Genomic DNA, 14,844 nt, shown 5'->3' with positions numbered 1-14,844 from the left:
CAGGCCATAAGCAATATTTTTGTTATGCTATTTTCTGCCATAATCGGCGGGATTTTCTCCCCAAAATTCGGTTTCCCATTTCAAAATTGGGTTGTTATAAGTATTGTTTTTCAACCACGCAATAGCCCTGTCTACCAACTCAAATAATTCTTCTGTCTGGCTATTTCGTTCGAGGGTAGTTTTAATTGCCTTATTTTTCACCCAACTCAAAGCCGTTTTAGAATCAGAATAAATCGGTACGTCTGACTGATGTTTCTTCAAAAAAGACAATCCGTGAACAATGGCCAAAAACTCCCCTATATTTACTGTACCTTCGGGAAATGGCCCCATCGAAAACAATACCCTTTTGGTAGCTGTTTCTACCCCTTGGTATTCCAAAACGCCAGGGTTACCCGCACAGGCGGCATCTACCGAAATACTATTAGGAATAGGCTGTCCTATATTTTTGGCAGATTTTGCAGGTGTTTTGGCCAAGCCTGCCTGCTGTACCGACTGCCAATAGTTGCCTTTGGCAGCTTTTTCAGCTTCGGCCAAAGTATCAAAAGATTTATATTGTGCTCCTTCAAAGCCCTTTATGAGGTCTTCGGTTTCGGCCCAAGAGGAAAAAACGCCCGTTTTTCGCCCCTTCCAAACCACATAAAATTTAGGTTTCTTTGCCACAGAATTTTGTTAATAATCGTTAAAAAAGCCTGAAGATAAGGCTTATTTCTTGTTTGTTAAATATTGAGCCAGTACTTTCGTCATCAAATCAACTCCGTTTACACTATGAAAAACAAAATCCTTCCGCTGGTTTTCATGCTCATAGGCATGGCAACTCACCTATCACAAGCCCAATATGAACAAGGCACTAAATTTTGGCAAGTTGATGGGCGTTTTAGTGGTTCTATCAGTAGCAGCAGCGTTAGCACGGGTATGAGTGGTATGCTCGACCAAAAGTTTGGGGCTCACTCGGTAGGGCTTAGCTTTAAAAGAGGTGTGTTTACTGGACAAAACACAGCAAAAGGCTGGCTGTTAGGCTACAATGTTCAATCTTTTCATTCTACGTCTGGTAATTCGGCAGGATTAGACTGGTACAACCACACGATTGAAGCTGGTTATTTTGTTGATAAATTCAAGCCTCTGAGCAAGTCGGTGGCGATTTATGCCGAAATGCTTGGAAAAGCTGGCTACGGCTTTCAGTCGGGCGACTATCTGGAGAGTACAAAAACCTATAATGTTGGTGCTAGCGTAAACTTTGGGGTGCGTTACCAGCTGAAAAACAAATGGTTTTTGAATGCTGAGACATCGTTGGTAAACCTTAACTTTCAGCATGTCAACGATAACACATCTAATTACTCGAATCTGAAATTTAATAGCATCATGAATGTTAGTACACTCGGTATCGCTATTGGTAAATCATTCTAAACCCTATTTGTCATGAAACATATCGCAAAAATATCACTCGCATTTTTCTTGGTAATAGCCAGTTTGGGAGCGAATGCTCAAATACAAGAAGGTACCAATTTTATTCAAGGCTCAGCCAATATTGAGCAATCCTTTGGTCAAAAGACTCCCCAAAACTATTCAGGTAGTATTAATTGGGGTAAATATATTAGCAAAAACTCAGCCCGAATATGGTCGTTTTCTGTGAATTATACCGACAGTAATCTGCCTAGTACGGGTTTGAGCAAAAACAAAAGCTTATCGTTTGGCTTGGGCAAGGGACAAGAATTTTATAAAAATATTTTTGGAAAGTTTGGTTTGTATGGACGTATATTGGGGAGTGTTAATTATACAAAATCCGATATTGCCAATATCACCTCTAACGACCCCTTTCTTTTTACTGATAAAACCAACAATCAAATCAGTCTAAACTTGACAGGTGGAGCAGGGTTAATTTATACCCTCAACGACAAATGGGCATTTACAGGTCAGTTGCTCAACCTCAATGTAGCCAGCTTGGGTTATTCTTGGGAAAATGGGTCTGTTAGTCCTAATCAAGGCCCAGTTCAAACTTATACACAACGTCAGTTCAACTACAATTTCAACCCCAACATTTCGCTTTCTTATGGTGTTGGAATTCGATATATGTTCAAGTAGTTTTTCCTGAAGCCATACAAGGCACAAAGTAGCAAATATACCCACTACTTTGTGCCTTTTTTCATGATAAATCCTCATCATTACACTTATTTACCCCCAGAACACCTTCTCTCCTCCTCTATAATTCATCATTTTTCACTCGCTATTTTTCTGAGTATAAATACCAGTATCTCTTTGATAAATTACTTATTTGCCTAAGAAAATTGGGTATTACGATATGTTTTTTTTTGAATCTTATTCAATTTGTAATAACTTACCGATAATTTAAGTACATTTTTTATTAACCATTTTTTAAATTACAAGCTTTTATGAAAAAAAAACTCCATTATTTCTACGTTTTATTAATCCTTGTTCTCTCTAGTTTTAACGTATTAGCTCAGGGTATTAAAGGTGTGGTAAAGGATACCAAAACAGGGCAAGCTATTCCTGGGGCATCAATAACGGTTGTTGGTAAAAACATCGGAACGGTTTCCGATGCAAATGGTAACTATAGCCTAAAACTACAAGCAGGAAGCTATAATATTAAGGCTAGCTCGATAGGTTATCAAATTGTGACGGTTCAGGTACAAGTTGAATCGTCGGTAGTATCACAAGATTTTGTATTGGCCGAAAGTATCTCTTCGCTCGATGAGGTAGTAGTTACAGGAACAAGAAGCTCGGGACGTACCAAAATTGATACTCCTGTACCTGTCGATGTTATTCCGCTTTCGCAGGTAACCAACAATGTTGGGCAGGTTGATATTAACCAAATTTTAACATTTGTGGCCCCTTCGTTCCAATCTACTCGTCAGGCTATTTCTGACGGAACTGACCACGTAGACCCTGCTCAATTAAGAGGCTTAGGCCCCGATCAAGTATTGGTATTGGTAAATGGCAAAAGAAGACACCAATCATCGTTGGTTAACGTAAATGGTACTGTAAACCGTGGTACTGTTGGTACAGACATGAACGCTATTCCTGCTACTTCTGTAGAAAAAATTGAAATTCTAAGAGATGGTGCAGCCGCTCAATACGGTTCGGATGCTATTGCTGGGGTAATCAACATTGTGTTGAAAAAGCAAACTGGTCTTAGCGGTAATTTATCGGCTGGTGAACATATTACCAACTATCAGAAAAACTATGCCATTAATTACTCGAATGGCCAGCCAAAAGATGTTTCGGTAACAGACGGGTTTACAGGACAGTTGGGCTTAAACTACGGTGTTCGTATTGGCGAAAAAGGATATGTCAATATTACAGGTGAATATGTTTCTCGTGGCCAAACTAACCGTACAGGTACTTATACTGGCCAAGTGTATCCAACAATAACAGGTAAAACCGATGACCAAATTATTGCAGAAAATGGTCTGACTCGCAACGATTTTGATATGCGAATCGGTAACTCTCGTGTAAAAGGTGGCGGCATTGTCGTAAATGCTTTATTGCCTATCAATACCAACCTCGATGTTTATGCTTTTGGGGGCTGGAATAACAAAAAAGGTAATTCTGCGGGTTTTTATCGTTATCCCAACTCTGTGCCTGCTGCAGTAAGAACCAATGTATTTGCTGTATACCCTAATGGCTTTTTGCCTGAAATTACTTCTGATGTAACCGACATTTCGGTGGCAGCGGGTATTCGCGGTAAAATTTTGACCAACTGGAATTTTGATTTGAGTAATGTATATGGTAAAAATACCTTCGACTACGGTGTAGATAATTCTGTAAACTATACTCAGGCAGCTAGTACTACTTCTTTCCAAAGAAAATTTGATGCTGGTGGCAATACATTCTCACAAAATACTACAAACTTCGACATGAGTCGCAAGTTTGACGATGTACTTAATGGCCTAAACGTAGCCTTTGGTGCTGAGTTCCGTGTAGATGAATTTGGTACTCGTGCAGGTGAAGAGGCTTCGTATAAAAACTACAATACGGCTTTGGGTGTTGCTGCTGGAGCTCAAGTTTTTGCAGGATTTTTACCTTCTAACGCAGGTACACATTCAAGAAACAACGTTGGGGTTTATACCGACTTAGAATTAGATATTACAAAAGCATGGGTACTTTCGGGTGCTTTGCGTTTTGAAAACTATTCTGACTTTGGTAATACTGGCCTTAAATATAAAGTGGCTTCTCGTTATAAACTTACCGACAAAATTGCGGTTCGGGGTGCAATCAGTACCGGTTTCAGAGCTCCTTCTTTACAACAACAGTATTATTCAAAAACCAATACACTTTTCCAAACTGTCAATGGTGTGCAAACGCCTGTTGAAAGTGGTACGTTCCCCAACAATAGTCAGCCTGCCAAAATTTTTGGTATTCCTGAGCTAAAAGCTGAAACATCGCAAAACTACAGTATTGGAGCTACCGCTCAATTGGGTAAATTAGAGCTTACGGTAGATGCTTATCAGATTGACATCAAAAACCGTATTATCCTTACCAATAACTTTACAGCCAATGGCGACGCTACCGTGGCGGCTCAGTTGGCCGCGGCTGGTGCTACTACTGTTAATTTCTTTACCAATGCTATCGATACTCGTTCAAGAGGTATTGAGGCTGTTGCATCGTATAGCACTCGTCTTGCTGGAGACCACTCTATTAAAGTAACTTTGGCTGGGGCATTTATCGACAACGAGGTAATCAAAGGTGCTGATGGCAAACCTGCTATTAATGCTACCGAAAAGCTTATTGCTACTGGACAAATTGGTAATTACTTTAACCGTGAAGACCAAAGCCGTATTGAAGTGGCTAGTCCAAGAAGCAAAATAACAGGTACTGTCAACTATAAAGTTGGTAAATTGGGGGTAATGCTTCGTGCTGTTCGCTTTGGTGAAGTGGTGTATTTAGACCCAACTATTTTGAGCAGTGCCAACTACGTAGCTAATACCTTTAACAATGGAGCAAAAGAAACGTTGGACCAAACGTTCTCTTCAAAAATTGTAACAGACTTAACCGTAAATTATCAGTTGACTAAATCGTTGAACTTTGCGGTAGGTGCTAACAACTTATTTGATGTGTATCAAGACGTACATACGCACTCGGCCAATATGGGGCTGGGACGTTTTGTTTATTCTCGTCGTGTACAACAGTTTGGCTTTAATGGACGCTATGTTTTTGCCAGAGTCAATTTCAATTTCTAGTTTTTGGGCTAAAACATATTCCTATTCCATAAAAAACTCCGTAAGTGTATTATTGCACTTACGGAGTTTTATTTTTACTGTTTTTGAGTACGGAGTTCTATTACTTGTAAATTAGTTTACCATTATCAAACTCTTAACAACTAATACCAAGTTATGGTAGCTTTACCCTAACCTCGATTTAATAATTTTGATTGCAATAGCCAACAAAATTACCCCAAATACACGACGAAGTACATTGGTGCCTGCATGACCTAGCATTTTTTCTATCCATTCGCTTGAACGCAATACGATATAAATAAAAACAAGATTCAACAAAACGCCAATCAAAATATTGATTTCATCAAACTGCGACTTTAATGACAAAATGGTGGTCATTGTGCCAGCTCCTGCAATAATTGGGAAGGCCAAAGGCACAATAGAAGCAGCCTTACTACCTTCTACTTCTTCCGACTTAAAAATATTTCTTCCCAGAATCATCTCTAGTCCTATCAAAAAGATAATCAATGCCCCTGCTATGGCAAAGGAATTTACATCTACGCCGAATAGATTAAGAATAGACTTTCCTACATACAAAAAGGCAATCATGATTCCACCCGAAACCAAGGTGGCTTGTTCGGCATGGATATTTCCTGTTTTCCGTCGTAAGTCTATGATTACGGGAATCGAACCGAGTATATCAATTACCGAAAAGAGGATAAGTGATACCGAGAAAATTTCTTTAAAATCGAAGTGCATGGTTTGTTGATAGATTTATGTGTTGAATTTAAGGTTTCTTAGGTTGACGGAGATAAAGCCTTTTCGGGCAAAAGTATTAATAATTGTTCTTGCAAAGCCAATATGTCGGCTTCGGAAATAGCTGGAAAATTGGCAATTCTAAAAGTGGTATTTTTCCAAGCCCCATAGCCATTTCCAACGGTTATACCAGTTTGTTCAAATGCCTTTTTTAATCTAGTAATCACTTCTGGTAAGCCTTCTATGGCCAATACCGTATTTGAACGTAAGGCAGCAACATTCACCAAAGGGCGTACGCTGCCTGTGGTTACATCGGTATCGAAGTTTTCATCAAAAAACGTGTACCAAGCACTTGCTTGAGCCTCAATACGGGCATTGGTTTCGCTAATATCTGGCAACAACGGTAAGACTTTCGACAAAAGGAAAATCTCTAGTACATTGGGAGTATAATGAGTTTGGTATTTTTTGAAATTATCATGAATAAACAGCAAGCTATTGTAATACTTGCGGTCGCCAATTTGTTCGGCACGTACCAAAGCCCGTGGCGAGCAAACCATAATAGCCATACCCGCAGGTAGGCCAAAGCATTTTTGTACAGAAGCAAACCAAATATCGGCCTCTTGCCAGTTGAGTTGTACACCCGCCATCGACGAAGTTACATCTACAGCTATCAATGCTTCTGGATACGCTTTTTGTACTTCTGGCCATTCTTTCACCTGTGTTCCGTTCGATGTTTCGTTATGTGTAATACACACTACATCGGGGGTTTCTTTGGGTAAATTTACGGCACTAATCAATTCTTCTACACCAAAAGTTAGGCGGCTTACTTTAGGCAAAATTCGCTCGGCATAATCTGCCCATTTTTCGCCAAAAGCTCCATTATAAATATGGGTACTATGGTGCTGAGTAAGCGACTGGGCTATAATTTCCCATACTTCGGTAGCCGACGAAACAAAATAAATGGTATAGTCGCTTGGAATGTGCAATTTTTGATGCAGCAAGTCGATGGCTGTACGAGTAATCTGCATACAAGCCTGACTACGGTGATTGATACTTAATACACCTTCATGAAAAGCTTCGTTGAGAAAATGCTCAACCACTGGATATACTTTTGAAGGCCCTGGATAAAATGTTATCATAGTAATATGTAATGCTGAAAATGATTAGGTGATATGCCAACAGAATAAGATTTATCGCCGCAAGCAGATTCACCTAATCTTATTGGCTTCATATCACAGAAATGTCTGAATAGCAAAATCGTACCCTCTCAAACCAAACCCAATAATAATACCAATACAGTTTTTGCTTAAAAAACTATGATGACGGTACGACTCACGAGCGTGTACATTTGAAATATGAACCTCAACTGTAGGTGTTTTTACGGCAGCAATGGCATCGGCCAAGGCAATAGACGTATGCGTAAAACCTCCTGCATTCAGCACAATTCCATCGAATGTAAAGCCTACCTCATGGATTCTATCAATCAATGCCCCTTCGTGGTTCGACTGAAAATAGTGCAGTTCTACCTGTGTTTCGTATTTATCTTTTAGTATTTCAAAATACTGTTCAAAAGTTTGGTGTCCATAAATCTCTGGCTCACGTTTGCCCAATAAATTTAGATTTGGGCCATTCACAATCAAAATTTGTTTCTTTACCACTGCGATTCCTGTTTAAAATTCTTTTGGTTACTAACTTATCGATTTTATAATCAGCCGATACCATTATTGACCAAAAACAACAACTTATTACTCTTTTAATTGAGGAGTTTTCTCCCTTAAAAATTACTCAGTTCAACAACAACCAAACAATCTGTAGCAATGCTTTTATCAATACTACAAAGCCCCTTCATATTTATTAGTTATTTCCACACCAGATTGCTAGCTTAGTGCTTTATTTCAAACCTGACACAACAACTTTAAACTCGATATTCTTTCGTTGTTGTGTCAGATTTATAACAAATAGAACCTTTTGGGCGTTCAATTGTGGCAATTAAAGCCCTTAATTGTTATTAAAACAAATATTATACTTGTTCTTTACAATGTGGCAAATTTATCTGAAAAATTTCAAAAACTATCTTACTTTAGAACGCTCGCTTTCCGAAAACTCGATTGAGGCTTATTGGCATGATGTAGCAAAATTTTGGGAATACCTCGAAATTTCTTTGCCAGAATTACCCGCTGTTGAGGAAATTACGGACAAACATATTTTTGATTTTTTCCTTTTTATCGACGAACTAGGCCTCGAAGCTACTTCTCAAGCTAGGATGTTGTCGGGCTTAAAAGCATTTTTCAAATATTTGAGTATCGAAGATGTTATTAAAGTAGACCCCACAGCTTTGATTAGTGCTCCTAAAACAGGCCGAAAACTTCCCTCTACACTAAGTTTTCCCGAAATTATTCGGCTGTTCGATGCCATAGACTTATCCACTCCTGAAGGTACACGCAATAGGGCTATGCTCGAAATACTGTATAGCTCTGGGCTTAGGGTTTCGGAGCTAATCGACCTAAAACTTTCAGAATGCTATTTTGATATTGGTTTTTTGAGGGTACGAGGCAAGGGTGATAAAGTAAGGCTAGTGCCTATCGGCAAAGATGCAATGCACTATACTACTATTTATTTGGAAGAAATACGCAAGTATCAACCTATTCACAACGATTTTTCAGACCATTTGTTTCTCAATCGACGAGGCAAGCAACTTACTCGTGTAATGGTGTTTTTAATCATAAAAGACTTGGCTCTGAGTGCTGGTATTCAAAAAAATATTAGCCCACATACATTCCGACACTCATTTGCTACGCATTTGATTGAAGGTGGTGCCGATTTACGGGCTATTCAGGAAATGCTTGGCCATGCTAGTATTACTACTACCGAAATATACACGCATTTAGACCGTGAATATTTGAAACAAACGATTGTGGATTTTCACCCAAGAAGCAAAAGAAGATAAAACTTACTGTGTTCTCTCTCTGAGTAATGGATAATGCCTTGATTGTAGAACAAAAAAATACCTCGAATAGTAGCTCATAGGATACGTATTCGAGGTAATTATAAAGAAAGTTTTTGCTCACAGCAGGAAATATATTGTAGGTATTTCCAATACTATAAGCTTACTGAGCAGGAATCATTTTGATTGTAGCCTCTGTTTCTGGAATACCTAATTGAGGAATAGAAGCTTTGCCTTTAAAATCAAAATTAGCGTCTTCGAGGCGAATAACTTGTATTGTTCCAAAGTTTACACCAGCAAGATTGATTCCAGATATTTCTATTTTAGTTTCGTTTTCTACAAATTTCCAAGTACCACTTGTTGAGCTATTACCGTTGTTATCGACACCTCTGATTGTTCCATTAGAAAGAAACTCAAGCCTAACTTTCGACAAATCATAGCCATTGTTAGCTTGGTCTTTTTTATAAACAACTACAACCCCTCCTGCAGCATTCGCTTCTTCGACTAACCAAACTTTGGCGGTTAATTTTTCAGTATTTGTTTTTACTGTAACTGAGTTTTTTTTGCAACTAGACACTACTAAAAGTAGTCCAACTAAAAATAATGCAACTTGTTTCATAAGAAATGTTTTTTATTGGGGTTTTAACGCCTTGATAACGTCTAATTTTTAGATTTAGTACAAATATAAGTAAAATTCATTACTACGATATGGCCTTTTGAGTATTAGCTAGCCTTTACCAATAACTAAACCACTGATTATCAATCATAAAAACCTCAAACCCAAGCCTATATTCAGTAATAGAGGCTTAGGTTATTCAATATAAAATACTATTTCAACTAACTGGCCAAAGGCTTTTTTCTTTAAAATATACCAAATAGTTATACCAAAATAGGTTTTACTACTTTGCCCGCTACATCAGTTAATCTATATCTACGGCCTTGATGCTTGAAGGTAAGTTTTTCATGATCAATACCCATCAAATGTAATACCGTGGCCTGTAAGTCGTGTACATGTACAGGATTTTTGGCTATATTATATCCAAACTCGTCAGTTTCACCAAACGAAACACCCTTTTTAATCCCAGCACCAGCCATCCATATCGTAAAACAACGTGGGTGGTGGTCACGTCCATAATTATCGGGGGTTAGCTTGCCTTGCGAGTAATTAGTACGACCAAATTCGCCTCCCCAAATCACGAGGGTGTCGTCGAGCATTCCTCTTTGTTTCAAGTCCTTGATTAGGGCTGCCGAAGCTTGGTCTACATCCTTAGTGATTTTTTTAATATTATCGGGCAAACCGCTATGGTGATCCCACCCTTGATGATACAACTGAATAAACTTAACATCTTTTTCGGCTAATTTTCTGGCCAACAAACAATTAGCGGCAAAAGTACCAGGTTTGCGAGAGTCGGCTCCGTACATATCATAAATATAGTCGGGTTCTTTTGATAAGTCTAAGGTTTCGGGTACAGACATCTGCATACGGTAGGCCATTTCGTATTGGTTTACCCGTGAATTGATTTCGGCATCGTGTTCTTTTTTGAATTGCTCATGATGCAACTGCCCCAGATAGTCTAACATACGTCTTCGTGAGGTTCTATCCATTCCGTTGGGATTATTCAGATACAAAACAGGGTCTTTTCCTGCCCTAAACATTACACCTTGATGCTCGGATGGTAAAAATCCATTGCCCCAAAGCTTGGCATACAGGGGTTGGTCGTAGTTGTTAGAGCGTGAAAGCAACACACAAAAAGCTGGTAAGTTTTGGTTGTCCGAGCCTAAACCATAACTAACCCACGACCCCATAGAAGGACGACCAGCCTGCTGATTGCCTGTCTGGAAAAATGTTACAGCAGGGTCGTGATTAATAGCCTCGGTGTACATCGACTTGATGAAAGTAAGCTCATCGGCTATTTGATGATGATGTGGTAACAAGTCGCTCATCCAAGCACGAGACTGACCATATTGAGCAAACTCAAATTTACCAAAAGCCAAAGGAAATGACTTCTGATTAGACGACATCCCCGTAAGCCGCTGTCCTCCACGTACCGACGGGGGTAACTCTTGTCCAAACATTTCCTTAAGCTTGGGCTTGTAGTCAAATAACTCCAACTGCGATGGAGCTCCAGACTGAAACAAGTAAATCACCCGTTTTACTTTGGGCGTAAAATGTGGCCCAATGGGCGTATTGGCTGTATTACTAAAACTTTGGAAAGGGTTAAAAAGATTGCCCAAGGCCATTGCACCAAGTGACAACCCACCTGTACGAAACAAAAAATCTCTTCTGCTGAGTTGTCGTTCTATATCTTGTATATGTTGCTTAGTATTCATTGTCTGATTGGTTTGTATTATTACCTAAAACACATTGCCCTCAAAAAGTCTAGTTTGATTAAGATATAATTACTGAATACGAAAATTGAAGAGCTAATACTCAAATTTTTATATTCAAAAACACGTCTAACCTACTTCGTTTTAAAAGAAACCTAGCCCGTTGATTATCGCTTAATAATTGTTCCGTCAAAATTGATGAGCGTCATACCTATAACCGTATTGGCAGCCAATTCTACAGGATTAAGCTGTTGGTCGATAGGCGACTCACCTACATTGAGCAACTCTTTGGCTCTTGAAGGGTGCGTTTCTATGTCTTTTTTCTCGTCTTGATACAATTGGGTTAAAATTTGTACCTCTTTGGCACTTGGATACCTAGATACCATAGCTTTAAAGGCAAAGGTTATTCTATCTTGAATGGTAGCACCACCTTCTTTGAGCATTCTTTCGGCCAATTTGCGAGCAGCCTCATTGTATTGAGGGTCGTTCATTAGTACCAATGCCTGCAAAGGTGTAGATGTTTTCTGGCGTTTTATAACACAAAAGTACCTTTCTGGTGAATCGAAGGTAATAGCCGACGGAGGAGGCGACGAACGCTTCCAGATGGTATACATACCTCGTCGGTACAAAGAATCGCCATGCTGAATTTTATAAGAAGTAACATTTCGAGTAGCTAGGGCTTCCCAAATACCCGCTGGCTGATAAGGATACACACTTGGGCCTCCTATTTTGCGAACTAATAAGCCACTACTAGCCAAAATAGCATCTCGGATTTGTTCATGGGCATATCGATAGCTTGGGCCACGAGCCAATAAGCGGTTTTCGGCATCTATTTCCTGTAAATCGGCTCGTTGGGTTGAGCTTTGTTGATAAGTAGCCGACATTACTATTAGTTTGTGCATAGCCTTGACATCCCAACCCGAATCGCGAAATGCTGTAGCCAGCCAATCTAATAAAGCAGGATGAGAAGGCATTTCGCCTTGATTACCAAAATCATCGGAAGTTTTACAAATACCAAAGCCAAAGTAGTTCTGCCAGATTCGATTGATAGCAACACGAGCAAATAAGGGATTTTTTTTATCGAGCAACCATTGTGCTAAACCCAATCTGTTTTTAGGATAATCGTCGGAAAAAGGTAAAATCTTATTGATTGTACCCCAAGAAACCTCCTCACCCAAAGCATCATACACACCTCTATTAAGGATATAGGTTTTTCGAGGAATTTTGCGTTCGCTCATAACCATCACTTCTTTCCTGTCGGTATTTACTTGTACGAATTGGTCACGCCAGTAGCTCAATTCACGGGTATTTTTGTCATAAATAGGATCAAAGTTTAGTAAATAATAGGTAAATAAATCCTGCGTCTGCGAAGCTGTCCAACAATTTCGAGGAGTTTGGAGAATCGATAAAATAGCATTTTTTTGATACACTAAATCTTGAATTTCGATAGCCGATAATTGTCGTTTATACACTTTTAGCTCGTCGATAGCCAAATTTTGCAGTGTTTCTCTAAACTCCTTACCCATCATAAAAGGCATATCTGTCCATCTGTCCCAATGGCTTTTATTTTCGCCATACAGTATCGACTTACTCAGGTTGTCGGTAAGCACCTGACGAGGCATTTCCTTTCCATCGAGGTATATCTTCACTCCTTTTGCTTTGCCAAGACCATCGTACACCAATGTGATATTTTGCCATTGCCGATATTTGACCTTTTGGGTAGTTACAATATCTATACAATTGGCTGGCCAGACATAACTCAAGCTTACCTGTAATGTACCATCGGGCAGAAGCCAACAGCGATACCCTCGATGCCCTTCAAACTCACCATTGGTAGAGTTGAAAATGGGGCCTTTTTCGCCAACTTTCAGGGGGTTAATCCAAAGACTTACCGAAAAGGGTTGAACCTGTTCAAAATCCAAGGATTTATGAAAATCTATACCGCAGTCGCCCATAAATCTAAGACCTCTGCCTTTTTTACCTTTTACAAAGCTTGGCTTTCTGTCCATATCGCCTGCAATCCAAGCATCTACGGTATCGATAGCTGCATTTTTATAGCCCAAAGGAAGCATTTCGGTAATTTCTTTATTCAATTTTTTATCAAAACGCTTATTTGGACGAAGGGTATTTCCCTCAAATGAAAAATCGGCAATTAATCCCTTGTTACTTTGGGCAAACTGCTGAGGCGTTTTAATAGCTACCTGAATCCAGTTTTCAAAGTTCTTTTGGTAGATAGGCTGCTGTGGTACTATTGCTTTTTGGAGAGGAGCTATTTTGGTAAGAATATATCGTAGTTTGGCCTTAGTAGCCTTCGTTGCCAATGTAATGGTAGGCGAAGCTTCTCCATTATAAGGAATAATCCCCGACTCATTATTGCTATTGAAAAAGGCCGATAACTGATAAAATTCTTTTTGAGCAATAGGGTCATATTTATGGTCATGACATCGGGCACATTCTACCGTAAGCCCTAAAAATGCTTTTCCAAGGGTATTTACCCTATCTAGTACATATTCGGTACGATATTCTTCATCGACAACGCCGCCTTCTTGTGTTTGGGGATGATTGCGTAAAAAACAAGTGGCCATTTGGGTTTCGGTAGTAGCATGAGGAAGCAAGTCGCCTGCCAGTTGCCAAGTTACAAACTTATCGTAAGGTAGGTTTTGGTTAAAAGACTTAATCACCCAGTCACGCCAAGGAAATACATTTCGCATACCATCGTCCTGATAACCGTGAGAATCGGCGTATCTGGCCAAATCAAGCCAGTCTACAGCTTGGCGTTCGCCATAATGTGGCGAGTTCAAAAGCCTATCTACTACTTTTTCATAAGCATTTGGCGATTTGTCTCGTAAAAAATCATCCAATTCTTTGACTGTCGGTGGTAAGCCTGTCATGTCCATTGATACCCTTCTAAGTAATGTAGCTTTGTCGGCTTGGGGAGAAGGCTTAATTTTCTTACTTTCGAGTTTTTCCAAGATAAAATTATCGATAGGATTTTGTACCCATGAGGTTTGTTGTACTGAAGGAATAGCAGGTTTTTCGATAGCTACAAACGCCCAATGTTCTTTGTATTCTGCCCCTTGTTGAATCCATCTTACCAATAAAGCCTTCTCTTCGTCGGTCAGTTTCAAGTTAGACTTTGGTGTTGGCATTATCGTTTCGGGATCGTGCGACAAAATCCGCTCAACCAACTCGCTCCTATTGATATTCCCCGGGATAATAGCGGTTTTACCACTTTTCAAAGAAGCCGTTGCACCATCAAAATTGGCTAATTGTAAGCCTGCTTCAATTTTATTTTTGTCTGGGCCGTGACACTTAAAACACCTATCCGATAAAATAGGCTTTATATGCTCGTTATAATCAATTTTTTCGGGAAGTTTATCTTCCCATTGAGCTAACTCTGCGGGTAATTGGTCTTTTTTACAACTTTCCAAACCAATCAGTAACACCACAAGATAGCATTTCGTTAAGAGACTAATTTTCATACAATTGGGTTTCGTTTTATATTATTGGGTGATTATTCGGTGTTGAAGAGGTAGGAATACAAAGCATTTTTTGGCCTAGTTTGTCACAAAAGTATCGGCTCTGGCTTTCTCTATTAGTCGACCCAAAAACTACCTGTAATAGACATTTCCTCATCCTTTTATG

The 14,844-nt window shown here is 39.3% G+C and carries 11 protein-coding genes; 4 read left to right on the top strand and 7 right to left on the bottom strand.

Features of this window, described 5'->3' with window-relative positions; all coding sequences use genetic code 11:
• Positions 1-27: 27 nt before the first annotated feature.
• Positions 28-660: a ribonuclease H1 domain-containing protein gene (locus FLEMA_RS0103220; protein WP_026994221.1), complete on the bottom strand. Its 633-nt coding sequence runs from the start codon at positions 658-660 to the stop codon at positions 28-30.
• Between the two features lie 105 nt (positions 661-765).
• Here FLEMA_RS0103220 and FLEMA_RS0103215 point away from each other — a divergent pair, with 105 nt between their 5' ends.
• The 3 genes from FLEMA_RS0103215 (at position 766) to FLEMA_RS0103205 (ending at position 5,195) form a co-directional block, all read left to right on the top strand.
• Positions 766-1,404, top strand: a complete 639-nt coding sequence (locus tag FLEMA_RS0103215) for a hypothetical protein (protein WP_044170709.1) — start codon at positions 766-768, stop codon at positions 1,402-1,404.
• A 12-nt stretch (positions 1,405-1,416) separates the two neighbouring features.
• Entirely contained in the window at positions 1,417-2,079 is a 663-nt protein-coding gene (locus FLEMA_RS0103210; protein WP_026994219.1) for a hypothetical protein, read from the top strand.
• Between the two features lie 308 nt (positions 2,080-2,387).
• Positions 2,388-5,195, top strand: a complete 2,808-nt coding sequence (locus FLEMA_RS0103205) for a TonB-dependent receptor (RefSeq protein ID WP_026994218.1) — start codon at positions 2,388-2,390, stop codon at positions 5,193-5,195.
• Between the two features lie 162 nt (positions 5,196-5,357).
• Here the strand turns inward: FLEMA_RS0103205 and FLEMA_RS0103200 are convergent, their stop codons facing one another.
• From FLEMA_RS0103200 to aroQ, 3 genes are all read right to left on the bottom strand, one after another.
• Complete coding sequence (locus FLEMA_RS0103200) at positions 5,358-5,930, bottom strand: MarC family protein (RefSeq protein WP_026994217.1); 573 nt, start codon at positions 5,928-5,930, stop codon at positions 5,358-5,360.
• Between the two features lie 38 nt (positions 5,931-5,968).
• Positions 5,969-7,066 carry an aminotransferase class V-fold PLP-dependent enzyme gene (locus tag FLEMA_RS0103195; RefSeq protein WP_026994216.1) on the bottom strand — a complete coding sequence of 366 codons (1,098 nt, stop codon included), beginning with the start codon at positions 7,064-7,066 and terminating at the stop codon, positions 5,969-5,971.
• A 93-nt stretch (positions 7,067-7,159) separates the two neighbouring features.
• Entirely contained in the window at positions 7,160-7,585 is a 426-nt protein-coding gene (aroQ, locus tag FLEMA_RS0103190; protein ID WP_044170707.1) for a type II 3-dehydroquinate dehydratase, read from the bottom strand.
• Between the two features lie 380 nt (positions 7,586-7,965).
• Here aroQ and xerD point away from each other — a divergent pair, with 380 nt between their 5' ends.
• Positions 7,966-8,874 carry a site-specific tyrosine recombinase XerD gene (gene xerD / locus FLEMA_RS0103185; RefSeq protein WP_026994214.1) on the top strand — a complete coding sequence of 303 codons (909 nt, stop codon included), beginning with the start codon at positions 7,966-7,968 and terminating at the stop codon, positions 8,872-8,874.
• Between the two features lie 160 nt (positions 8,875-9,034).
• Here xerD and FLEMA_RS0103180 read toward each other — a convergent pair whose 3' ends face one another.
• From FLEMA_RS0103180 to FLEMA_RS0103170, 3 genes are all read right to left on the bottom strand, one after another.
• The gene (locus FLEMA_RS0103180; protein WP_026994213.1) at positions 9,035-9,490 is read right to left on the bottom strand and encodes a hypothetical protein; all 456 of its coding nucleotides are present in this window, start codon (positions 9,488-9,490) and stop codon (positions 9,035-9,037) included.
• A 260-nt stretch (positions 9,491-9,750) separates the two neighbouring features.
• Entirely contained in the window at positions 9,751-11,202 is a 1,452-nt protein-coding gene (locus FLEMA_RS0103175) for a DUF1501 domain-containing protein (protein ID WP_026994212.1), read from the bottom strand.
• A 164-nt stretch (positions 11,203-11,366) separates the two neighbouring features.
• Positions 11,367-14,681 (bottom strand): DUF1553 domain-containing protein, encoded by a 3,315-nt coding sequence (locus FLEMA_RS0103170; protein ID WP_044170703.1) that lies wholly within the window; start codon positions 14,679-14,681, stop codon positions 11,367-11,369.
• Positions 14,682-14,844: the final 163 nt, after the last annotated feature.

Origin of the sequence: Flectobacillus major DSM 103, from assembly GCF_000427405.1 — a bacterium.
Taxonomy (GTDB): Bacteria; Bacteroidota; Bacteroidia; order Cytophagales; family Spirosomataceae; genus Flectobacillus; species Flectobacillus major.
The sequence above is the reverse complement of the archived record's forward strand: the minus strand, read 5'-3'. Positions and strand labels throughout refer to the sequence as shown.

Coding starts and splice junctions, on each gene's coding strand:
- FLEMA_RS0103210 (WP_026994219.1), top strand. CDS start 1,417: ATGAAACATATCGCAAAAATATCACTCGCATTTTTCTTGGTAATAGCC.
- FLEMA_RS0103200 (WP_026994217.1), bottom strand. CDS start 5,930: ATGCACTTCGATTTTAAAGAAATTTTCTCGGTATCACTTATCCTCTTT.
- FLEMA_RS0103175 (WP_026994212.1), bottom strand. CDS start 11,202: ATGAATACTAAGCAACATATACAAGATATAGAACGACAACTCAGCAGA.
- FLEMA_RS0103195 (WP_026994216.1), bottom strand. CDS start 7,066: ATGATAACATTTTATCCAGGGCCTTCAAAAGTATATCCAGTGGTTGAG.
- xerD (WP_026994214.1), top strand. CDS start 7,966: ATGTGGCAAATTTATCTGAAAAATTTCAAAAACTATCTTACTTTAGAA.
- FLEMA_RS0103180 (WP_026994213.1), bottom strand. CDS start 9,490: ATGAAACAAGTTGCATTATTTTTAGTTGGACTACTTTTAGTAGTGTCT.
- FLEMA_RS0103215 (WP_044170709.1), top strand. CDS start 766: ATGAAAAACAAAATCCTTCCGCTGGTTTTCATGCTCATAGGCATGGCA.
- FLEMA_RS0103170 (WP_044170703.1), bottom strand. CDS start 14,681: ATGAAAATTAGTCTCTTAACGAAATGCTATCTTGTGGTGTTACTGATT.
- FLEMA_RS0103205 (WP_026994218.1), top strand. CDS start 2,388: ATGAAAAAAAAACTCCATTATTTCTACGTTTTATTAATCCTTGTTCTC.